Annotated in this window: 16 protein-coding genes; 5 read left to right on the top strand and 11 right to left on the bottom strand. The window is 57.0% G+C overall.

All coding sequences use genetic code 11. From position 1 onward, the window contains the following. Positions 1-440: 440 nt before the first annotated feature. Positions 441-1127: a TetR/AcrR family transcriptional regulator gene (locus KFK14_RS11050; RefSeq protein ID WP_212610826.1), complete on the bottom strand. Its 687-nt coding sequence runs from the start codon at positions 1125-1127 to the stop codon at positions 441-443. Between the two features lie 436 nt (positions 1128-1563). On the opposite strand from KFK14_RS11050, the gene KFK14_RS11045 reads away from it, so the two are divergent. After that, a complete protein-coding gene (locus tag KFK14_RS11045; RefSeq protein WP_212610825.1) occupies positions 1564-2910 on the top strand; it encodes an MFS transporter in 1347 nt (448 codons plus the stop codon). Positions 2911-2999: 89 nt separating this feature from the next. Here the strand turns inward: KFK14_RS11045 and KFK14_RS11040 are convergent, their stop codons facing one another. From KFK14_RS11040 to KFK14_RS11000, 9 genes are all read right to left on the bottom strand, one after another. Further along, positions 3000-3701: a glutathione binding-like protein gene (locus KFK14_RS11040; protein ID WP_212610824.1), complete on the bottom strand. Its 702-nt coding sequence runs from the start codon at positions 3699-3701 to the stop codon at positions 3000-3002. Between the two features lie 134 nt (positions 3702-3835). Beyond that, positions 3836-4180, bottom strand: coding sequence for a hypothetical protein (locus KFK14_RS11035; protein WP_212610823.1), 345 nt, complete (start codon positions 4178-4180; stop codon positions 3836-3838). A gap of 30 nt (positions 4181-4210) precedes the next feature. After that, positions 4211-4699, bottom strand: coding sequence for a nuclear transport factor 2 family protein (locus KFK14_RS11030; protein WP_212610822.1), 489 nt, complete (start codon positions 4697-4699; stop codon positions 4211-4213). A 7-nt stretch (positions 4700-4706) separates the two neighbouring features. Next, a complete protein-coding gene (locus KFK14_RS11025) occupies positions 4707-6920 on the bottom strand; it encodes a TonB-dependent receptor (protein WP_212610821.1) in 2214 nt (737 codons plus the stop codon). 137 nt (positions 6921-7057) lie between these two features. Next, positions 7058-7888, bottom strand: a complete 831-nt coding sequence (locus KFK14_RS11020; protein ID WP_070154552.1) for an SDR family NAD(P)-dependent oxidoreductase — start codon at positions 7886-7888, stop codon at positions 7058-7060. After that, on the bottom strand, positions 7885-8121 hold the full coding sequence (locus tag KFK14_RS11015) for a hypothetical protein (RefSeq protein WP_212610820.1): 237 nt from the start codon (positions 8119-8121) through the stop codon (positions 7885-7887). The genes KFK14_RS11020 and KFK14_RS11015 overlap by 4 nt, the downstream gene beginning before the upstream one ends. Positions 8122-8281: 160 nt before the next feature. After that, a complete protein-coding gene (locus tag KFK14_RS11010; protein ID WP_212610819.1) occupies positions 8282-11053 on the bottom strand; it encodes an ATP-binding protein in 2772 nt (923 codons plus the stop codon). Positions 11054-11416: 363 nt separating this feature from the next. Beyond that, positions 11417-11797 carry a Zn-ribbon domain-containing OB-fold protein gene (locus tag KFK14_RS11005; RefSeq protein ID WP_212610818.1) on the bottom strand — a complete coding sequence of 127 codons (381 nt, stop codon included), beginning with the start codon at positions 11795-11797 and terminating at the stop codon, positions 11417-11419. A gap of 2 nt (positions 11798-11799) precedes the next feature. Continuing rightward, positions 11800-12954 carry a thiolase domain-containing protein gene (locus KFK14_RS11000; RefSeq protein WP_212610817.1) on the bottom strand — a complete coding sequence of 385 codons (1155 nt, stop codon included), beginning with the start codon at positions 12952-12954 and terminating at the stop codon, positions 11800-11802. Positions 12955-13242: 288 nt separating this feature from the next. Here KFK14_RS11000 and KFK14_RS10995 point away from each other — a divergent pair, with 288 nt between their 5' ends. Both KFK14_RS10995 and KFK14_RS10990 read left to right on the top strand, forming a co-directional pair. Further along, entirely contained in the window at positions 13243-14898 is a 1656-nt protein-coding gene (locus KFK14_RS10995; protein ID WP_343227807.1) for an AMP-binding protein, read from the top strand. Beyond that, complete coding sequence (locus KFK14_RS10990) at positions 14895-15443, top strand: carboxymuconolactone decarboxylase family protein (RefSeq protein WP_212610815.1); 549 nt, start codon at positions 14895-14897, stop codon at positions 15441-15443. Before KFK14_RS10995 ends, KFK14_RS10990 begins: the two co-directional genes overlap by 4 nt. A gap of 19 nt (positions 15444-15462) precedes the next feature. On the opposite strand, the gene KFK14_RS10985 is transcribed toward KFK14_RS10990, so the two are convergent. Beyond that, positions 15463-16125, bottom strand: coding sequence for a TetR/AcrR family transcriptional regulator (locus KFK14_RS10985; RefSeq protein WP_212610814.1), 663 nt, complete (start codon positions 16123-16125; stop codon positions 15463-15465). A 381-nt stretch (positions 16126-16506) separates the two neighbouring features. Here KFK14_RS10985 and KFK14_RS10980 point away from each other — a divergent pair, with 381 nt between their 5' ends. After that, on the top strand, positions 16507-18303 hold the full coding sequence (locus KFK14_RS10980; RefSeq protein WP_212610813.1) for an FAD-dependent monooxygenase: 1797 nt from the start codon (positions 16507-16509) through the stop codon (positions 18301-18303). Between the two features lie 435 nt (positions 18304-18738). Beyond that, a complete protein-coding gene (locus KFK14_RS10975; protein ID WP_212610812.1) occupies positions 18739-21012 on the top strand; it encodes a TonB-dependent receptor in 2274 nt (757 codons plus the stop codon). Positions 21013-21037 lie beyond the last annotated feature (25 nt).

Below are 21037 nucleotides of genomic sequence, written 5' to 3'. Positions count from 1 at the left end.
CTCAAACACGCACCGAATGAAGCTGCATGGCGCCTCTTGCCGTGACAAAATAGGGCTACAGCGCGATTGGCTGGAGCATGTTCGGCTGTAAGGATAAAAATGGCGAGATTCAGCCATGAACCGGACGGCGTGCCCGGGCCTTTTTCAGATCATCTCCTCTTTCGACTGCCGCCTATTTCGACGGTCAGAAAACTGATCATCTGATCAGCAATTCATTGCATATACGGAATCAACTTCCCGTAGCAAGCCAAAATTGTCATGATATTCAGGCGACAATGCAAAAATTCTGATCATTTGATAAAGCGATTGGCGCTATCGACCACTGTGGGACGGCAACTCCACGCTCACCGCTCGAATTACCGTAAAGAAAAGCGAAAGCTCCCCCCTCTCTCCCGCAGCTGCGCCGCAGCGCGATCATGTCATAGGGACAACGGCCAGCTTCAATCGTCGAGAAATACGAACTGATTTATCAGGGAAATTGTGCCCTCAATTTCCTCGGCGCTAAACGGGCTTTTATTGGTGAGGATTTGATATTCCGCCGAAACGGCAAACGGCACCGCGGACATCGCGTTGATTGCGAACCGCAAACGGGCCGGGTCAACCATACGGACCTTACCCTCCCTCTGCGCTTCGACAATCAACGTCGTCATATCGCGGAAGCTTTTCCGCGTATGGCGCTCACACATCCATAGCAGCCGGTCAGTGATCTGATGACCTTCCAGAGTCATCAGGCGGTGCAACGACGGTGAATTCGCAAAGAAACGGACAATATCCTCGATCAGCAAACGGAGCCGTTCGCTGGCGGACAAGCTGTCATAATTGGGATGGCGCTTTTGCCCTGTATCGATTTCTTCGTACACGCCCTCCATTACCGTCCGCCACAAATCTTCCTTCGAGCGGAAATGATAGAGCACCAGCGGGAGCGATGCGTGGGCGTCCTTGGCTATGCTCCTGACAGACGCGCCCTCGAAGCCATAGGTGGCGAATGCCGTAAGGGCAGCGCTTAATATACGCTCCTTGACTTCTTCCGGCCGCCGCCTGCGCTTCGTCCGCTGCCCCGATGATGTGTCGGTTTTTTTGGGGCTCCGGGGCTTTTTTGCCGGTTTAGATGAAGTTTCGCCGTTCATTTGTCTTCCGCGTGTCAGTCGCTCAATATCCGCATTAGCCATTTATTTTGGCTGGAACCATTAATATGTCATGCAATCTGCTTATCATTGAAGCGGTGTAATCGGGACGGCGCGCCTAATTTCAAACGAACCAGAAGCAAATCCGATAGGATTTATGGATCAGTCAGTCAACTGAACCGGTTTCTGGCAACTTGCTCCTTTTCGCGACACCCCTCTAACTAATTCGGTCGTGAATGATTGAGCGACCCCTGCTTCACACCGCTGATTGATATTGATCTAGTGAACAATTGCGCTACGCTGAGTTCGGCGGGGATAAGACAAAGCGTGAGGGAATAGCCGCCGTTTTTCCTTGATAATGTTGCAGGACGCCATGGAGCTATCTGGCCGGCATAGGTTCGGGCGGCGGTTTCATTAAAAATAATCCGGGGAGAGAATAATGAATCCGACTTCGCAAACCGGCGGCCAACTTAGCCGCTATTCCCTTATGGTTGTTGCGATTTGCTGCCTGGCCGGGATTGTCGAGGGCTTTGATTACGCTGCAGCGGCTTTCGCCGCTCCATTCATAGGCCGCGCGTGGGATGTATCAAATGCCCTTATCGGGATAATTTTCACGGCGGCCGGTCTGGGCGCCATATTGGGCAATATTTTCCTCGCTCCTCTTGGCGATCGATGGGGACGCCGGCCTGCGATAATCTTCAATCTCCTGCTCACCGCATTGGCCACCTGTGCCGGCGGCCTTGCAACCAGTATCGAGATGCTGGCGCTTACCCGCCTTGTCTGCGGCATCGGCGTGGGCGGCCTCTATCCCAATCTGATCGCCTTGGGGCTGGAATATCTGCCGACACGGCACAAGGCGTTGGGCGCGGTCATAATCGCATGCTCCATGCCCGTGGGACTAAGCATAAGCGGATTCATTTCTGGCTCTCTTGGGGCCACCTATGGCTGGCCGAGCATATTCTATTTTAGCGCATTCATCAGCGCCATCGTCGCGATTGGCTGCTTGGCGTTGCTTCCTGAATCTCCGCAATATCTGATCCGCTTTGAACGGCACAGAGCCAAGGCCCATGAGATTATGGGGAAAGCGTTTCCAGACGCCGATCAGCAACTTTTGGACGCTGCGTCAACGCAACCAGCCGCGGATATCAGGAAAGAGGGCATCATCGAGAAATTCACGAGCCTGGTGTCCGAGAAACATCGCACAACGACGCTCCTGATCTGGGTGATCACCTTCCTGACGATGTGCATGAACTATTTCTTCTCCGGCTGGCTTCCGACCGCATTGTCCAAGGAAGGAATGGATATTTCGGCCGCCACGCGCGCGCTTTCGGTTTTCACGATCGGAGGTTTGGCCGGCAGCCTGATAACCTCCAAAGCCCAAACCCGGTTCAGCCCGGCGGCGGCATTAAGTTCATGCTATGTCATTGCGGCGATGGGGCTGCTCTTTCTCGGCCAGATCGCCCTTAAGGATGGGCCGCTCCTGCTGATCGCCATGTTCTTCGTCGGTTGGGGAATATTCGGCGGGCAATTCAGCTTGGTCGTCATAACGGGCCGCTATTATTCGGCCGAAATCCGTTCGACCGGCATAGGCGCGGCGACCGCCATCGGTCGATTGGGAGGGATGGCCATCTCGCTTCTCGGCGGCGTTTTGCTGGCATCCAACCTGAAGGTGTCGCTGATATTTGTTGGCTTATCCGCGCCAGCGCTGATCGCCCTCTTTGCGATTTTCGGCCTATGGTCGCTGACTTCCAGGGACAAGAAGGCGGAGTATCAAACCGCGACATGATAGCGGACTAAAAACCCAAAAAAAGGGGCGCTGGCCGTAACCAGCGCCCCTTCTCAAGCCTAAGGGTGCGACCCCAGGGCTGTGGCGGGTCAAGCAGCGCTTTGACGGTTGAATATCCGGTCGAACTGCGCCGGCGTCGCCGCCTCTGTAGCCTTGACATCCTGCTTCTTGATTTCCGCGCTGAACGCCTCCGCACGCATTACGGCGGGCCGTTCACCGATGCGCTTCAGCCAGCCCTCAACGGCTGGCGCAATCTCCCGTTCAACAAGATCGCCGTAGATCAGCTTTATCCACGGATAAGTCGCCATATCGGCAATCGAATATTCCTTGCCGCCAAGATATTCGGCCTGATTCAACCGCTGATCCACGACCTTGCACAGCCGCCGCATTTCCGCCCGGTAGCGCGCCAGTCCATAGTCGCTTCCCGCAGGCGCAAATCGCAGGAAATGGATATATTGGCCGAACATCGGCCCAATCGTGCTCATCTGCAGCATGAGCCACTGCATCACCAAGGAGCGGGCGGTCGGATCGGTTGGCAGGAATGCCTTCCGGGTTTCCGCAAGGTGGATGAGAATCGCCCCGGATTCCATGACGGCCAGAGGGTCCCCCGGCACTTCGTCATCGACAATCACCGGAACCTTGGAATTCAGGTTGAGTGCAAGAAACTCGTCGGTGAACTGTTCCCCATCGAGCAGGCGGACGCGGTTCATCGACCAATCCGCTGAGATTTCCTCAAGCATGATGATAACCTTCACGACATTCGGACTGCTCATCCCATAAAGCTTGATCATGCTATCTCTCCTTCGATCTGCGGGTCTGTTTCGCATCCGCCTGGCTGCAGCAATCCATCCCGCCAATGCGAGACAGGGTGAATGGCCGGAGCAGGGGTCCGGCCGTTCATGCACGAATTTACCGAGGTTGAGCGTTAATCAACCATCTTCACGAACACCGGTTCGAACACCGTCGACTTGTCGATGAATTCGTTAAACTGGTAACGGCCCTCGGCCTTCGCCTTCTCGATATATTCCCAGACTTCCTTGAAATGGTCGTCGATATTGTCCGCCTCAATCTCGTACAGGGAAACATATTTCCACTGGTTTTCCATGGCGAACTCATAGGATTTCATATCCAGCGCCTTGTATCGTCCCAATACCTTCGTGTTGGGCACGCCCTCATATACGGGCATGGCGACATTATCATAATAGTCGTTATATTCGTCTTCTTTACCCGCGATCGGGTTCGTGAAAGCCAGCACCATAAATTTAGCCATTTTCACTTCTCCAAAGTTTACTCAAAAATCCTACGCACGCGCCATTTTGGGCTTCACGACGCGCCCCGATATCCGCCAACCGGCCTCGGAACGCCTGAACTTATCATGATATTCGGCCAGCACCGTCGCACCCGCCAGAATTCCCACGCCATCTTCCGACATGGGCGCCTGATAAAAGGTCAGATAGGATATGCAGTCGGCCTCATCGCGGGTGACTGAACCGAAAAGCGGCACCGTGATGACATGCATCGATGCCATATCTTCGGGTGACTCTTTCAGCATTTCAACCAATTCAACGCCGCGCATTCTGTTGCCGGGCCATTCAATAATGCAGTCGCTGGTCATCAACCCCAGCAGTTCATCATAGCGGCGATTATCGATAAAATGCGCAAAGCGATTAATCAGCTTCACGCATTCTCCTTCGATCCGCCATGCTTCACTGTCATCAAAAAGAGTTTGTTGATCCATGCCTGGCTCCTGTGCCGGATCGGGGGCCACCCCCGATCCGGTATTGATCATGGATGGCCTAAAAACGCTTCGTAACGGACAGGCCATAGGTGCGCGGAGCGCCCAACTGTCCAACCACCTGACCGCCGATGAAATCCGACGCTGCCGTGGCTGCGACACCATAGGTCTTGTTCGTCAGATTGCGAACGAAGAGACCGCCCGACCAGCCGCTGTCGCCCGAATTATAGTCGAGGAAAAGGTTTACCTCGGTGCGGGAAGGCTGGCTGACGAATGGGTGGTTGAACTGTGAGAAGTAGATGCGGTCAACCCAGATGACATTCGCCCGCGGAGTGAAATCGCCTGCCCCAGTGTGAATGGTATACCCGATCTCTCCATCAATCTTATATTTGGGAGAATAAGCGAGCTGATTGCCACGCAGGTCGAATGCTTGCGTGCCATCCGGCAGGGTGATGGGTCCCTGGCCCGGCAGCGAAGGGTCTGGCGAGATATATTTGGTATATTCCGAATGCAGCCAGGAAAGGTTTAGCTTGAGCTGCAGGTCGTCGACCGGAAGTGCGGTGAATTGTCCCTCAAGGCCGTAGATTCTGGCGCCCGCCGCATTCCGGGTGACAGTCCTGATCCCTTCGACGACGGTCACCTGCAGATTGGTGTAGTCATACCAGAAGCCCGCGATATTCGCCCTCAGCTTCCGGTCAAACAGATCCGCCTTCAGACCGACTTCATAGTCCTTGATCTTTTCGGGAGCGAATGCGGTTTGCAGATAACCGAAGTTGAAACCACCGCTCTTGAACCCCTGCGAGTAGGTCGCATACCCAAAGACGGTATCCGCGAACTGATAGTGGATGGTGGCCTTCGGATCGGTGGAGTTCCACGATGCCTTCTGGCTCTGGAAGGTCGCAAGGGCCGGGTTCGGGATGAACAACATTGCCGGGTTAAAGACATTGGCGATGTCAAACTGCGAGTATTCCGCCAGGCTCCGCTTCTCCTTGCTGTAGCGAAGGCCGAGGTCGATACCGAGCCGGTCTGTGATATTCACCGTTACCTGCGAGAAGGCCGCATAGGCATTGGTTACCTGCGTGCCAGCGTTCAAGGCGCCCTGGAGCATCGGGGTCACCGGCCCTCCGAACAATGCCGGCGACAGTTGTACGTCGCTGCCCCCGAAATTCTTTTCATGGAAATAATAGGCGCCGAGCAGGATATCGACCGGTCCGATGCTGCGGGCGAGACGCAATTCCTGCGTGAACTGCTTGGCCCATTCCCTCTGGTTGGTCGAGACATAACCGCCAGTGGTGCCGTCAAGCGGAGCCGCCAGGAACTGCTTGAAGCGGCGATAACCGGTCAGCGACGTAAGCTGGGTGCCGCCAAGATCAAGCGAGACGGTTGCCGAGCCGCCATAGCTTTCCATCTTCTGCCGCGGGTCCGTTCCCGCAACATCCCGGACATTATCGGGCTTTACAAAGCCCCTGATGATGCTGGGAGGCGTGAAACCCGGTTGCTGGGCGAGATAGTGGAAGCTGCCGCTATGATCATCCAGCTTGTAGTAATCAGCTTCAAGGATGATCTTCAGCGAGGACGAAGGCTCAATCTTGACCTTGGCGCGAACGCCGCGCGTCCGCTCATCGTCAACATCCTGTCCGGTGGAGATATTTTCGCCATAGCCATTGCGGTCGCTCGTCTGGAAAGCCAGCCTGGCCGAAACTGTGTCGGACAAGGGACCACCGACAGCGCCTTCCGTCCTGATCAATCCATAATTGCCGACCGTAAGCGTGCCATAGCCATCCAGGCGGTCGCCGGGATCGGTTGTGATGATGTTGATCGCGCCAGCCGTTGCATTGCGACCATAGAGCGTGCCCTGCGGCCCCGCGAGCACTTCGATCCGTTCAACGTCATAGAAACCCAGCAGGGCCGCCTGCGAACGGGCGCTGATGATACCGTCAGTGTAGATCGCGACGCGGGAATCCTGACCTTGCGAAATCGCGTCAAGGCCAATGCCGCGAATAAAGACTTTGGTCGTGCCGTTGTTACGCCCGAAGGTGACGTTGGGCACCTGGGTCGAAAGGCTTTCAATGTCCACAATCTGCTTTGAGCGGAGGGCTTCGCCACCAACAGCGGAGATGGCGATCGGCGTACGCTGCACGCTCGCCTCGCGCCGTTCCGCAGTGACGATAATATCCTGGATCTGACCCCCGCCAGATGCATCATCCGCCGCGGCGGCCGGCGTTTCTGAAGTCTGCGCCTGAGCCGCGCCGCCAAAAGCCGTAGCCAGCGCCATAACGCCGGACGCTGAAATCAAAGATTTCCGGAAAAACTGTACCGACATAATATCTCTCCATCCCTTCATTTTCTTATATGATTGCCTGCTCTGCGCGCACCCGAACGGATCATCTCCGACAGGGTGCGCGCCTGCATTCAAGTGTCGAACTCAACCCCACGGCTCACGGCTTCCCACCGCTTGCGTTCTTGTAAAGTCTGCTCCGCCGATGCCACGAGCGCATCGAATGCGCCCGACGTGAATGGCAACCGGAACGGGGTATCGTCCGCATCCAGCACCGCTACGATCGCACGCGCTATCTTGGCCGGGTCGCCCTTTTCGTTCCCGGCGACTTCCTCGACATGCTCGATCAGCCCGCCGACCGTTGGGTTGTAAGCGGGACCGAACGGCGATTGGGTGATTGCAGGCCCCGCAAAATTGGTGCGCATGGCGCCAGGCTGCGGCACCATCACCTTGATACCCAGCGGCCGCACTTCCTCCGCCAGCGCAATCGAAAGCCCTTCCAAAGCGAATTTGCCAGCCGAGTAGGCCGACATGCCCGGCACGGACATCTGCCCAGCCTGACTGCTGATGTTGACGATCGCGCCACTGCCGCGCTCGCGCATTTTGGGCAGCACAGCCTGGATCAGCGCCACGGGGCCGTAGAAAATCAGCTCCATGAGAGAGCGCAGATCTTTTTCCGGCGTATCTTCGACCGAACCAATATGACCGCGGCCAGCCGCATTCACCAGCACGTCAATCGCGCCATGCTGTGAGAGAAGGTCGCCAACGACGCCACGAATCTGGGCTGCGTCGGTAACATCAAGCTGCACCGCCGAAGCGCGATCAGGATAAGCGGCGACGACCTCAGCGGCTCCGGACGGATTGCGATCAGCCAATATGGCCTTGTCCCCGGCGGCAAGCGCCGCTCGCGCGATTTCCCGGCCAAGTCCTGAGGCAGCGCCCGTGATGAGCCAAGTGCGAGTCATATGATGAAGTTCCTTTTGCAAGTGGATTCCGGTTCAGAAGTTGCTGGCTGGCGCGAGGACGGCATCACGGCTTCGCTCGCTGCCGAAGCGAAATTCCCGTGCGCGCAGCCGCCCGTTTCGGCGCTGCCATGCCAGTGCAAATGAGTGGTGGGGCGTCCAAGGCCGGTAATCAGCGCAAGGTTTTGCATCGCCTGGATCTTCTCTCCTGCTTGGTAGATGACCTTTGCGGCCATTCTGCGCCGCTCCGGCCATGGGGCTGAGCGACGAGGAGAAGATGCCAACAGACCCGCGCGAAACGCGAGTTTAAGGTTGTTAGAGGTTGTTAGATCGCATTAGCGACGGGGCTATTTTCGGCGATTTTCCGGGCATTGCGCCATATTGCGGCGCGAGATTCTATCCGATCGTGTGCCCCAATTGTTCAAGCAGACTACTGGCCGAAATCAGATCACCAGTCGCAAAGCCCTCGTCGAAGCGGTTCAGCACCGCCTCCAACCTGGCGCTTACCGACTCGCCCCGTCCCTGATCAAGCATGAGCCGGGCGAGGCTTATCTCCGATCGCAATTCCCAGGAGAGCGCACCCTGCCGCCTGGCAAGATCGATCGACGCGTGCAGACTGTCCTCGGCCATCCTGGTTTCACCAGAGACCGCCTCCAGCACGCCGCGGATGCGAAGCCATTCCGGCAGGTCATAGGCGCCGCCGATTGAATTAATCTGTTTTATGCGGGCATCCACCGCGCACCGCGCCTCACTCGACCTTCCGGTCGCGCCAAGCGCTTTCACAAGAGAGCGCGCGAATATAGCGCCATAAACGCCATATTCGCGCGCGCGCAGCAGCAGTAAGGCCTCCTGCAACCGGTCGATCGCCTCGGCGAACTTGCCCTGCTCGACAAGGGATTGACCTGCAAATCCCATGGCAACGGCCTGATAGGGCGCCATGGAATAACGGCGCGCCTTTTCCCGCAGCTTCGCCCCAAGAAAATCTGCAGAGACATTGTCCCCGATCTCCCGAAATACGACGGCAGCGGAGGACAGGCCCATGCAGGAGAAAAGAACGGACGGCGAATCCGTGCTTATCAGCTTGGCGGCGCGAACGGCCTGATCAGGATAACCCCGTATCCACAGGGTCAGCGAAAATCCGATCCACGGATCGCCCACGAAAGCATAATCCGCCGGGCTGACAGGATCAGAAACCGAGCGTTCCTTGATCACCTGTTCGAAAAGCTGCTGCGCCAGCGGCTGATCGCCCATCAAGCCGTGCGAACAGGCGACCATCTGCAATGCGCTGGTCGCGCAATGCGGCTCTCCGATCTTATCGGCCAATATCTCCAGCCGTCGCGCCATTGGGAGAAGATAGTTGAATTCCCCGGCGTTGAGCCGGAGCAACTGCATGCAATAAATCAGCCGGTACTCGACGCGGGAATCGCCAAGCCGCTCGGCAATAACCAAAGCGCGCTCCAGAGCCGCTTGCGCTCTTTCGCCATTGGTTTGCGTCATGATGAGAACCGCCCCGTGAGCAGCCTCAAGGTCCATTTCGAGCGCGCTGCCGCGCTCCGCCTCCTCAAGCATGGACATGGCATGCTCAATCCAGCGGCCGGCCTCGTCGAAAAGCGAGAAGGGAATGAGAAATGGCCCGCATTGCGCTGCAAGCCGCAGGCCCAGAGCACGATCGCCCTGTTCCGAGAAGGTCCAGGGCAACGCGACGCGAAGATCGCCAAGCAGGTCGGTCGCCTCTCGCGTGACGCCTTTCAGGGCGATGCTCGCAATATCGATTGAGGCGAGTTTATCCGCAACAAATCGCGCATGGCGGTGCGCAATCTCCCGCGCTCCGCCACTTTCCGCCAACTTCGCATGCGCATAGGCGCGCGTTGTGTCGAGCAACCGGTAACGCGCTGTCTCGTCACCCAGATCAACGGAGATCATTGATTTAGCGACAATATTTTCAAGCAGTTCGTCGATGACATCCGCTTCACGCTTGCTGTCCGCCATCATTGATTGAACGGCCTCCAGGGTGAAAAAGCCCGGAAATACCGAAAGCTGCTGGAGCGCCGCTTTTTCGCATGAGGAGAGAAGCTCGAAACTCCAGTCCAGCGTTTCATACAGCGTTTGATGGCGCGGCATGGCGCTCCGGCGTCCACGCCACCGGAGCCGGAAACGTCCGTCAAGAAGCTGGGCGGTTTCGGCAAGGCCGTGCTGGCCGGCGCGGCTGGCGGCAATCTCTATCGCCAGCGGCATGCCGTCCAGAGCATGGCACATCTCTGCGATGACTGCGGCGTCGCCGTCGTTCAGTTCAGCGCCAAGCCCCGCGGCGGCGGCCCGCTCCACGAAAAGCCGCGCTGCGGGAAATTGCATTAGCGCCGACGCGGGCACAGATTCGTCCCTGGGCGGGAGGTCCAGCGGCGCGAGCCGGATGACCCGCTCACCGATCGCGCGGAGGGGTTCCCGGCTGGTCGCGATAATCGCAACCGCTGGCGCTTCCCTGTAGATGCTTTCACCAAGAGCCGCCGCCCGTTCAACCACATGCTCGCAACTGTCGAGCACGATCAATGCGCGCATATCCCTCAACATGGCCAGGACGGCTGGTGTCGGATCGCTCGAATCCACCAACAGGCCGAGCGCTGAAGCCAGCGCGCTGACAACCAGAGACGGGTCCTTGATCGGCGAAAGGTCGAGGAAGACGACATTATTGTCGAAAGCTTCCGCCTGTGCGCTGGCGATGCTGGTGGCGACGGTCGTCTTGCCGATCCCGCCTGCGCCATGAATAGTCACGAAGCGGTAGGCGAGCAGGTTTTCGGTAATCTTGTCGACAATCTCCTCGCGCCCGATCACATTTACGGACGATCGCAGAAATTGCTGCCGTTGCAGCCTCGGCGCTACAGGTTGAATATTCGCAGGTTCGTCAATGGCGAGCGGCGCAACAAAACAATATCCGCGCCCTGGCACATTACTGATATACCGCGCGCCATCCACGCCATCCCCCAGCGCCCTGCGTAAAGTGGCGATCTGGAACCGCAGACTGCCTTCATCGACCGTCAACCCGTCCCATACCCGCGCCATCAGCGTGCGCTTTGAAACGACCTCGCCACCGCGTTCGACGAGAGCAATCAACAATTCCAGAGCGCGGCTTCCGATATTGATTGGCTGCCCGTCCCTTTCCAGCAGCCGCACATCGCCGTGCAGGCAAAACGGCCCAAAAGAAACCGAACTTCGTGTGAGTTGATCCACAGGCCTCACCCTCGCGATTCCTCCAAGGGCAGAAACCCTCAGGGATAGTTTCGCAGATGCATCTCGAAGCCCGCCCGCCAAGCAGACCCACCGATTGCACCCACAGCCACCTCGCACCACGAATAACGGGCGGCGATTAAGTTTTCTCGTCCTTCTTCCGACGCCCGCTTCCGGAAGCCTACGTCAGATTGTCAAATCGCCTATCCGCCTGTCACGCGATCCGTAACTGGACGGACTTTCACGCCTTCAAGTTTCCTCCATTATGGATTCATCCTAGTTACACCGCACCGGGCTGGCAATTGGCGGTCAGGCGATCGGATGAAAGAACGCCGATTGTTGATCGTCGTCCCCTTTGACAAATAGCAGCTCAACCTCATCGCCTATCTGGAGCCGGTCAAAATCCGGCGCCAGCAGATTGGTCAGCATGGTCACCCCTTCCGTTAGAGTGATATAGGCGGTGACATAGGGCGGCGTGGCCTTGCGAACCACGCTGTATGAATAGATATGCCCGCGCCCGCCGGCCTGCAACCACTCAACCTCAGCGGAAGAACAGAAGGGGCAAATGCGGCGCGGATAATAATGAGGCTTGTCGCAGGCAGAGCAATGTCCAAACAGCAGGCGCGATTCATTGGCGGCCTGTTGAAACGCGGCTGCTTCGGGCGAGGCGTCGGTTGCTGCGGTGATCATCGTCAAACTCTTTCAAAAATGGCCGTCGCGCAGCCATGCCTACGGTCCAGCATCCCGCCGGTCCCATGCGCAACGGCAAGATCGCAATTCTTCACCTGCACCGCGGGATGAGCTTCACCCCGCAATTGGCGGACAGCTTCAATAATCTTCGTCACGCCGCCGCGATGGGCGGGATGGTTGTTGCATAAGCCGCCACCGTCGGTGTTGACCGGAAGGCGGCCGATACCGGAGATTAATTGCCCATCCTCGACAAACCGTCCGCCCTCACCCTTGGCGCAGAATCCCAAATCTTCCAGCGCCAAAAGGACGGTGATGGTGAAGCTGTCATAGGTCGACAGATATTTGATATCGGCAGGAGACACGCCCGCCTGCGCAAACGCCTGCGCGCCGGATTTCTTGCCAGCGGTCGTGGTCAGGTCAAAGCCCGGCCCAAGCTGATATTTAATGGATTCGCCCGCCCCGCGCAAACGAACCAACGGACGGCGAAGGCTGCGCGCGATTTCTTCCCGCGCAACGATGATGGCCCCGCCGCCATCGGTGGTCACGCAGCAATCCAGGCGATGCAACGGGTCGGCGATCATTGGCGACCCAAGCACGTCATCGACGGTCACGACCTTGCGCAACAAAGCGTTTGGATTGTGCTGCGCGTGCTGGGATGCGGCCACCTTCACCCACGCAAGCTGCTCGCTTGTGGTGCCAAACTCATACATGTGGCGTTTTGCGCACATGGCGTAAGATGCCGCCAACATCGGCCGGTAAGGCAGCTCAAACAGGCTTTCCGGATAATCGGTATATTCAGTAACCAGCCCTGCCCGCTCCATCGCAGCGCGCGGGCGTCCGGCCAGGGTTATCAGCGCGACATTGCATCGACCCGCAGCGATCGCCTGAGCAGCATGCGCAACATGGGCAATCGGCGCAGATCCTCCGATGTCGGTGGAATCGGCGTAGCGGACATCCAGTCCGAGATATTCGACGATGGAGAGAGGGCCGATGCCGGGCGCATCGCCTGCGCATAAATAGCCATCGACATCATGTCGCGAAAGCCCGGCATCCTCAAGCGCTCCTATGGCGACCTCGGCATGAAGCTGAGCGACCGATTGCTCGACCGCCAACCGGGTCGGATGTTCGAAGGCGCCGACGATGTAGGCTTGAGACATGAGTTCCGGGATTCCTGCGCACCAAGGCGCATCACTGGGTTGCGGGTACAAGCCCGTCAAAACGGGCATTTTCAATCTTGATCATTATATCAGTATTAGTCAATAATGGATGAGAAACGACCAGCGGGCATCCGCGGCGAATGCGGAATAGCCTCAGCATATCGCCGGATTTTCCGGGATTTGGGTCACAAAAATATCAGGCGGAAGCGATTTTTATTGATCTAATGGACAATAAATTATCCCTGCGCTATTGATCCATCAGATCAGCCCGCATGCTGCGCAATATATATGGAGAGACAGATGGCGTCGTCCGTTTACGACCAGTTTCGGGATACCGCGACACAATCCCCTGATCATGCTTTCCTATGTTATCCAATGTCCGACAGCCGCGGCTATATGGCTGCGGGTGGAGAAATATTTTATGGCGAAGCGCTGCGCATAATCGATGCGCTTGCCCAGCGCTATGAGGCGGCGGGCTATGGTCCGGGACACAGGGTTGCGCTGGTTGCCGGCAACCGGCCGGAGCATTTCTTCCATCTGATGGCCCTGAACAAGATTGGCTGTACGGCTGTTCCGCTCAACCCCGACTATCTGAACCATGAATTCGCATTCGGGATAGAGTTTGCGGAATGTTCGCTGGTCATCGGCGCCAATCCGCGCCTTGATGACTTGCAGCAGGTCACAGCCGCACTGACCCCCCCAGTGCCTCTTGTAGATGCGGAACGGTTGCCAGAGACGCTACCCAAGCCAGCGCGAGCAGCCGCCGTTTCATCCCCCACCGTCGGTGAACGGGAGGCGATGATCATCTACACCTCCGGCACCACCGGGCGTCCCAAGGGATGCATCATATCCAATATTTCATGCCTGGCGTCGGGAGAAAATTATTCCACGGCGGGCGGCCTGCTTGACTGGGAAAAAGGGAAAGAGCGGCTCTATATCCCCCTGCCCTCCTTCCATATGAACTTGTCGATCTACACCCTCAATACCATGGTGCGGATGCATTCCTGCCTTGTGATTCAGGACCGTTTCCGCCTGTCGAACTGGTGGTCCGATATCGTCGAAACCGGCGCGACCTGTTTCCACTATATGGGCATCATTCCCGCATTGCTGATGAAAGCGCCGGAATCGGAGATTGAAAAGCATCACAAGATAAAGTTCGCGCAGGGCGCTGGGGTAGACGGATCGATCAAAAAGGCGTTCGAGAAGCGCTTCGGCTTCCCGCTTATCGAAGCCTGGGGCATGACGGAAACATCTCGCGCGATACAAAATAGCCGCGAGCCCGTGGAACCGGGCGCACACGCGTTCGGGCGGCCCAGGGCGCCTCTTGAGGTGATGATCGCTGATGACAACGATCAGCCCGTCCCCTTCTCGACACCAGGCGAACTGCTCATCCGCGCACAAGGCCCGGATCCCCGCCACGGCTTTTTCTCCGGCTATCTGAAACAGCCGGAGGAAACGGAGAAGGCCTGGAGAAATGGATGGTTCCACACCGGTGATATCGTTACCCAACGCGACGATGGGATGCTGTTTTTCGTTGAACGACGGAAGAATATCATTCGGCGGAGCGGGGAAAATATCGCGTCTGCCGAGATAGAGGACGCCCTGATCGACAACCCGGAAGTCGCCAGCGTCGCTGTCATGTCGGTGCCCGACGAACTCCATAATGAGGAAGTCATAGCGTGCGTCGTTCTCGCCAAGGGTGTCCAGGCATCTGCGGATAAGGCGATGGAAATTCAGGACCGTGCGCGCGCCAAACTGGCTTATTATAAATTGCCTGCGTGGATCGCCTTTATCGACAAGGTGCCTGTGACCGGCACGCAGAAGGTTCAGAAGGGTCAGATTTTCGTTGATATCGATGACCCGCGCGAAGACCCGCGCACCATCGATTTACGCGCGTTCAAGCGTAGAAAGGCAACTGCAAACGCTGCCAGCAAAGCCTCATGAGCCGCCTCCCTCCCCTGCTGGCGGAAGAAATGACCGCCGAGCAGGCGCGCGCGCATCATGATATTGTGTCCGGTCCGCGCGGCGGGATCGCCGGGCCTCTGTCCATATGGGTGCGGATACCCGCACTGGCCGACCATGCGCAGAAGCTCGGCGCATATTGCCGCTTCGGCACAAAGCTGCGGGGGGACCTGCGCGAACTGGCGATCCTGATCACGGGCAAACATCTTCGCTCCGGCTTTGAATGGTGGGCGCATGAACGCATCGCCTTGTCCGAGGGACTGGACCCCGCGATTATCGCCGCCGTCAAAGATGACCTTCCCATCCCGGACGATCTTCCAGAAATGCGGGCGATGTATGATTTCTGCTCCGAATTGCTGCGCACCAACCGGATCTCCGGGGTCAGCTACCGTATTGCGCAGGATCTGTTCGGCACCGAACAACTCATAGAAATTGTTGCCGTCGTCGGATATTATTCGCTGATCTGCCACACCATAAATGCGTTTGAGGTGCCGGTGCCGCCCGATGAGCAGGACCCATTCCCATAGGTTGAGAGGGATCGCCTGATCAGCTCACGAAGACAAATTGATTGATCAATGCGATCGTGCCCTCAACCTCATCTGTGCTGAACGGATTTTTGTTGGTAAGCAATTGATATTCAGCCGACACGACAAACGGAACCGCCGCCATGGCGTTGATGGCGAAGCGCAGACGCGCGGGGTCAACCATACGCACCTTCCCTTCTTTCTGACCGTCGATAATCAGCCTGGTGATGTAGCGCATACTGTCTTTGGTGTTGTGCTCAAATATCCACAGGAGCCGATCGGTAATGTTATGCCCCTCCAGCGTCATCAGACGATGCAGCGAAGGCGTATTGGCGAATTGGCGGACAGTATCCGCGATATATCGGCGCAGCCGTTCGCTCGCAGGTAAATCCTCTCGTTCATCCGGGATGAAGCGGTGGCGAACGTCCTGGAGAACATACTCCATCATCCGTTTCCACAAATCTTCCTTGGACCCGAAATGATAAAGCAGCAGCGGCAGCGATGTATGCGCATCCCTGGCAATCTGCCGTATCGATGCGCCCTCAAAACCATAATTTGAAAAGGCCGTCAGCGCGGAATTCAAGATTCTCGCCTTCACCTCGTCGGGGTCGCGCCGCGCCTGCCTTTTTCTGGGCGATTGCGAATCCTTTGAAGACGCACTTTCCGGAGTAGCGTCGTCAACCATCGGCCCGCCCCGCCAGCAGCAAATCCGCGATAAGCATGCTCCGCATCATGCCGCCGTTATCCTGCACGGTAGCGCCGACCACCCCCATCATCCCGAAATTCTCTCGCCCCAACAACTGATCTCATGATCAATATCATGATCAGCGCAAAACGGCCAGCGCGATTGCGCGAATATCCCCAAATATGGACATTTTTGACGATAAGCAGCAATGTCGCCTCAGCAATCCTGCTGCCCTGCACAATTGCGGGATCGCAATTTCCTTGCTGATCATACGATAAGTATGTTGACGCTTTCGGGATTCGTGAATTATGTAAAAATTGTGCTGCGGGGGGTTATCCCTAGCCATGAGAAGCTAACCGATCACCACAGAGAGGCGATGTCGTGAATAAACTTAAGACCCAGGTTCTGATTGTTGGCGCTGGCGGAAGCGGTCTGGCACTTTCCATTTTCCTGGGCGACCTCGGCATTGATGCTCTGACCTTTGAGCGGCATCCGGCCACGTCCCATCTTCCCAAGGCCCATTATGTCAGCCAGCGGACTATGGAAGTGTTTCGCCAGCATGGATTTGCAGAGGCTGTGGCCGCGAAGGGGGCCAAGCCGGAAAATCTGCAGCGCGTCCGCTGGCTTACGTCGGTAGGCGGCGATGGCCCGTTGGACCGGATCAAGATCGTGGCGCGCCCGGTTTTCGGCGGCATGGAGGATCGCGCCGACTATGAGGGCAAGGGCGTCATTCCCCCGACCAATATTCCGCAGGTCAGGCTGGAGCCGATCCTGCTGGAGGTCGCCGAAGCGCGGCGTCCCGGACGCATCCTGTTCCAGCACGAGTTTCTAAGCTTCGAGGAAAATGACAGCGGCATTGTCGCGACGATCCGCAACCGGGAAACTTCCGAGGAATTCCAGGTTGAATGCGACTATCTCATCGGCGCTGATGGCGGCAAGACCATCGGCGAAATGGTCGGCGTCAAAATGGAAGGGCAAACCGATCTTGGCGAGATGTATACGATCTGGTTCAAGGCCGATCTGAGCGGTCTTCTTGACGAAGACGACATTCCGATGCGGCGCATCTGGCATCCCAGCGATCCTTACGCGATGACCTCGCTCCTTGCCTTTGGGCCGAAGAATTTCGATCGGCACAGCGAGGAATGGACCTCGAATTTCGGCCGCGTCTGGCGCAAGGACGATCTGGACGATGATGGGAAGCCGGTCAGAAGGGGCCTGACGGAGAAGGAAATTATCGAGGAAGGCCTGAGAAAGCTGAAGCTGGATGTTCCGGTGGAAGTCATCAAGGTCAACAGTTGGACCCGTGAGCAGGTAATCGCGAACAAATTCTCGTTCGGCCGGGTCCACCTTATCGGCGATGCCGCGCACCGCCATGGCGCGGGCGCGGGGCTTGGCCTCAATTCCGGTTTTCAGGATGCGCACAACATCGCTTGGAAACTTGCCCTGGTTCTGAAGGGTCAGGCTCCGGCTTCTCTGCTCAATTCCTTTGAAAGTGAGCGGCGACCCGTCGTCAGTTGGAATGCCGAGTGGTCGACACTGACCATGAGCAACCTATTCCTGCTTTCCGGCGCGATGGGCGCAGTTCCCGGCGAGCCGCCCGAACAAACCGTAAAACGGTTTGAGCTTCTCATGTCGGATACCCGGATGGGGGCAACGAAGCGTGCGCAGATGGAGGAAATATTTGCGACGCAGCGTATCGAATATGCCGCACACGATATCGAGATGGGGTTCCATTACGATGACGGAGCAGTGGTTGCCGACGGATCGCCCGCTCCTTGGCGCGATCCCATGGGGCATGAGTATCGTCCGACCAGCAGGCCGGGATCACGCCTGCCGCACGCCTGGCTGCATTGCGGTGGCGAACGCGTCTCTACCCATGACCTCATTCCCACGGGCGGCTTTCTGTTGCTGACAGGAAAAGATGGGCAGGAATGGTGCAACGCCGCAGCCGTTATTGCTGCTGAAACCAACCTGACGATACGCACCGTTCGCGTCGGCGATAATGGTGACGCCAGTGATCCTGCAGGCGCCTGGGACCAGGTGCGGGAGATCAGCGACAACGGGTGCATCCTTGTGCGCCCCGATGCCCATGTCGGCTTCCGCTCAATGGGCCGGGCAGCCGATGCCGTGTCAGCGCTCAGATCAGCGGTCGAACAATTGTTGGCGGGAAGGGCCTGATCTGGTGGCTCCGCACAGTCTTTCAACGCAGAGACTGCATCATGAAAGGGCGTCGCCGGGCAAAGCAGTGCGACCGGATTTTCTGTGGAATCCAGCCGGCAGCCGCTGCCCAACCGGTTAGCTATGAAGTGATGGAGTTATATTGCGGTAAGAATTAATCGAAATTCTCATATTTCGGCATTACATTAATACAACTGCTTAAAAATTATGATATTTCACAGGTAAAATGGTATCACATATGTAACTTTGGCAACAAAATGTGCCTCCTTGTGAAAATAATATCTCCAGTTTACTGATTTTATTGTCCGAATTTTTTGGTTTCATTTTCATATTACCGATTGAATTTCATTCGATTATCGAAATTTTACCGGTTCAATATTTTAAATATGAAACACTATTGCGGCGAAAAGATAATCACGGGAGAGGAGAATAATCATGAAGAAGTCAGATATCTGGTGCTTGACCAGCTCATCGTTGCTGGGGATCGCAGCCCTTATAAATCCGGCACATGGCCAAACCACATCGCCGGAAAAAAGCGAAGAATCCCAGCGGATCGAAGATATCGTTGTCACGGCCGAACGGCGGGTGTCGTCCGTGCAAACAACGCCAATCGCCATCAACGCCGTCACCGGCGACTCCCTGCAAAGCCAGCAGGTCAGCAATATTGAGTCTCTGACGGCCAGACTCCCCAATATCAGCTTCTCGCGTAATGGCGGAGACGCGCGCGTATTCATTCGAGGCATCGGCGTGGACGCCATTGCGCCCGGCTCTGATCCTCGCGTCGCGATCTATACAGATGGCGCTTACAATGCTCGCGTTCAGGCGGCGATGGGGTCTTTCTTCGACGTAGAACGCGTGGAAGTGCTGAGCGGTCCGCAAGGCACGCTCTATGGCCGGAATGCTACTGCAGGCGCGGTCAATATCATTTCGCGGGATCCAGGTGACGAAGTGAACGGCTATGGCCGCCTTACTGTCGGCAATTACGCGACCGTCCGCACCGAGGGTGCAATCGGCGCACCCCTGTCTGATACCGTTGGCGTTCGCCTGGCTTTTCAAACCAGCGACCGGTCCGGCTTTGGCAAGAATATCGTGACCGGTGGCGATGTTGATGATGAGCGCACTCGCGCGCTGCGCGGCAAGCTGAAATATGATGATGGCGCGCTCAAGATAACGCTGCAGGGCGACTATTTCCTGGAAGACGACCATAGCGCAGGCTTCCGGTATCTCCGCCAGCCTCCGGGCCAGCAGCTTTATGCTGTGAGAGTGCTCGGCGCGTCCGTCCCCGGTCCGCGCGACTTTGCCGGCCCAGGTCCGAAAATGCGGGTGGAGGCATATGGCGGAACAGGTACGCTGGAATATGATCTCGGCGATCTGACGCTAACATCGATCACGGCGTTCAAGCATTTGGACTCTCATTCCTACAGCAGCCCGGATGGATCGACGCTCTCCGCAAAACTTCAGCCGGCTGACTTCGTCGAAGATTCCGACAGTTACACGCAAGAAGTCCGGCTGGGCGGCAAACTCGGCATTCTGGATATGGTCGTAGGCGCCTATTATTTCCACGAGAAGAATTTCGCCGGCATCCGCGGCGGCAATAATCTTCTCTACTTCACTGAGAACGCGCCAGGCGGCCCAATCGACTTTCTGACCGAGGGAGCCGTTTTCCGCGGCACACAGACTACGGATGCCTATGCGCTGTTCACGCAGAACACGATCAACGTGACCGACAAGTTTGGCATCGATATCGGCGCGCGGTACAGCTACGAGAAGCGCCGCGCGACGACAATCAATCGCTTCAATCTTGCGACGCCCTATGTGCGCTATCCGCTGTTCCCATCGGATCCGACGGATGTCAGCTTCACCGGGACGGATTCCTGGTCCTCCTTCGACCCGAAGGTCGGAATACATTTTCAGGCTTCCAAGGACCTGTTCCTCTATGCGTCCTATTCCACCGGCTTCAAGAGCGGCGGCTTCAATGTCGCCTTCCTGCAACCGCCCTACGATCCGGAGGACATCAAGGATTTCGAGGCCGGCATAAAGGCGGACCTGTTCGATCGCAGATTGCGGCTGAACATGGCGGCTTTCTATTATAAATATTCGAACCTGCAGGTGAACCTTGTCGGCGGCCCACTCGGCAATCAATTGATCACCGACAATGCCGCGCGCGCAAAACTTTACGGCTTTGAATTGAACGCCATCGCCCGTCCGGTCGATGATCTTCAGATCAATTTCGACGCGGCCTATCTGCATAGCGAATATCAGGATTACACGACGGCGGACTTCACTGGACTCTATGTCGGCGTTCCCCTGCCCAACGGCACGCTGCCGAACCCGGACGGCACATATAATCTTGCCGGCAATCCGCTGACCTATGCACCTGAATGGAGGATACATGGCGCCCTGGCCTACACCTTCCATTCCGGGGCGCTGGATGTCACGCCGCGGGTAGACGCCACCTATACCAGCCGGGTGGAGCATTCCGTGCTTCAACTGCCCTTTTCTAGTCAGTCTGGATATACGTTGCTTGACCTGTTCGTTGACTTCGAACTGCCGGATCAGGGATTGTCGGCGAGCCTCTTCATGAAGAATGCGACGAAGAAGCTCTACACCGTGTCCAGCACCGTCGGGTCCAACTATTTCGGGTTCCCGATCGTCGGACAGTTTGGCGCGCCACGCACGTTCGGTATTTCGATCAGCAAGAAGTTCTGATCGGAGACATATAAATCGGCCAGTT

The organism is Sphingobium phenoxybenzoativorans, assembly GCF_018286635.1.
GTDB lineage: Bacteria > Pseudomonadota > Alphaproteobacteria > Sphingomonadales > Sphingomonadaceae > Sphingobium > Sphingobium phenoxybenzoativorans.
Note: the sequence above shows the minus strand (reverse complement) of the source record. Positions and strands in the feature narration are given on the sequence as shown.

What these genes read in the sequence shown, in the direction of transcription:
- KFK14_RS11050 (WP_212610826.1), bottom strand. Translation starts at nt 1,127, where the DNA reads ATGAACGGCGAAACTTCATCTAAACCGGCAAAAAAGCCCCGGAGCCCC.
- KFK14_RS11045 (WP_212610825.1), top strand. Translation starts at nt 1,564, where the DNA reads ATGAATCCGACTTCGCAAACCGGCGGCCAACTTAGCCGCTATTCCCTT.
- KFK14_RS11040 (WP_212610824.1), bottom strand. Translation starts at nt 3,701, where the DNA reads ATGATCAAGCTTTATGGGATGAGCAGTCCGAATGTCGTGAAGGTTATC.
- KFK14_RS11035 (WP_212610823.1), bottom strand. Translation starts at nt 4,180, where the DNA reads ATGGCTAAATTTATGGTGCTGGCTTTCACGAACCCGATCGCGGGTAAA.
- KFK14_RS11030 (WP_212610822.1), bottom strand. Translation starts at nt 4,699, where the DNA reads ATGATCAATACCGGATCGGGGGTGGCCCCCGATCCGGCACAGGAGCCA.
- KFK14_RS11025 (WP_212610821.1), bottom strand. Translation starts at nt 6,920, where the DNA reads ATGGCGCTGGCTACGGCTTTTGGCGGCGCGGCTCAGGCGCAGACTTCA.
- KFK14_RS11020 (WP_070154552.1), bottom strand. Translation starts at nt 7,888, where the DNA reads ATGACTCGCACTTGGCTCATCACGGGCGCTGCCTCAGGACTTGGCCGG.
- KFK14_RS11015 (WP_212610820.1), bottom strand. Translation starts at nt 8,121, where the DNA reads ATGGCCGCAAAGGTCATCTACCAAGCAGGAGAGAAGATCCAGGCGATG.
- KFK14_RS11005 (WP_212610818.1), bottom strand. Translation starts at nt 11,797, where the DNA reads ATGATCACCGCAGCAACCGACGCCTCGCCCGAAGCAGCCGCGTTTCAA.
- KFK14_RS11000 (WP_212610817.1), bottom strand. Translation starts at nt 12,954, where the DNA reads ATGTCTCAAGCCTACATCGTCGGCGCCTTCGAACATCCGACCCGGTTG.
- KFK14_RS10995 (WP_343227807.1), top strand. Translation starts at nt 13,243, where the DNA reads ATGGAGAGACAGATGGCGTCGTCCGTTTACGACCAGTTTCGGGATACC.
- KFK14_RS10990 (WP_212610815.1), top strand. Translation starts at nt 14,895, where the DNA reads ATGAGCCGCCTCCCTCCCCTGCTGGCGGAAGAAATGACCGCCGAGCAG.
- KFK14_RS10985 (WP_212610814.1), bottom strand. Translation starts at nt 16,125, where the DNA reads ATGGTTGACGACGCTACTCCGGAAAGTGCGTCTTCAAAGGATTCGCAA.
- KFK14_RS10975 (WP_212610812.1), top strand. Translation starts at nt 18,739, where the DNA reads ATGAAGAAGTCAGATATCTGGTGCTTGACCAGCTCATCGTTGCTGGGG.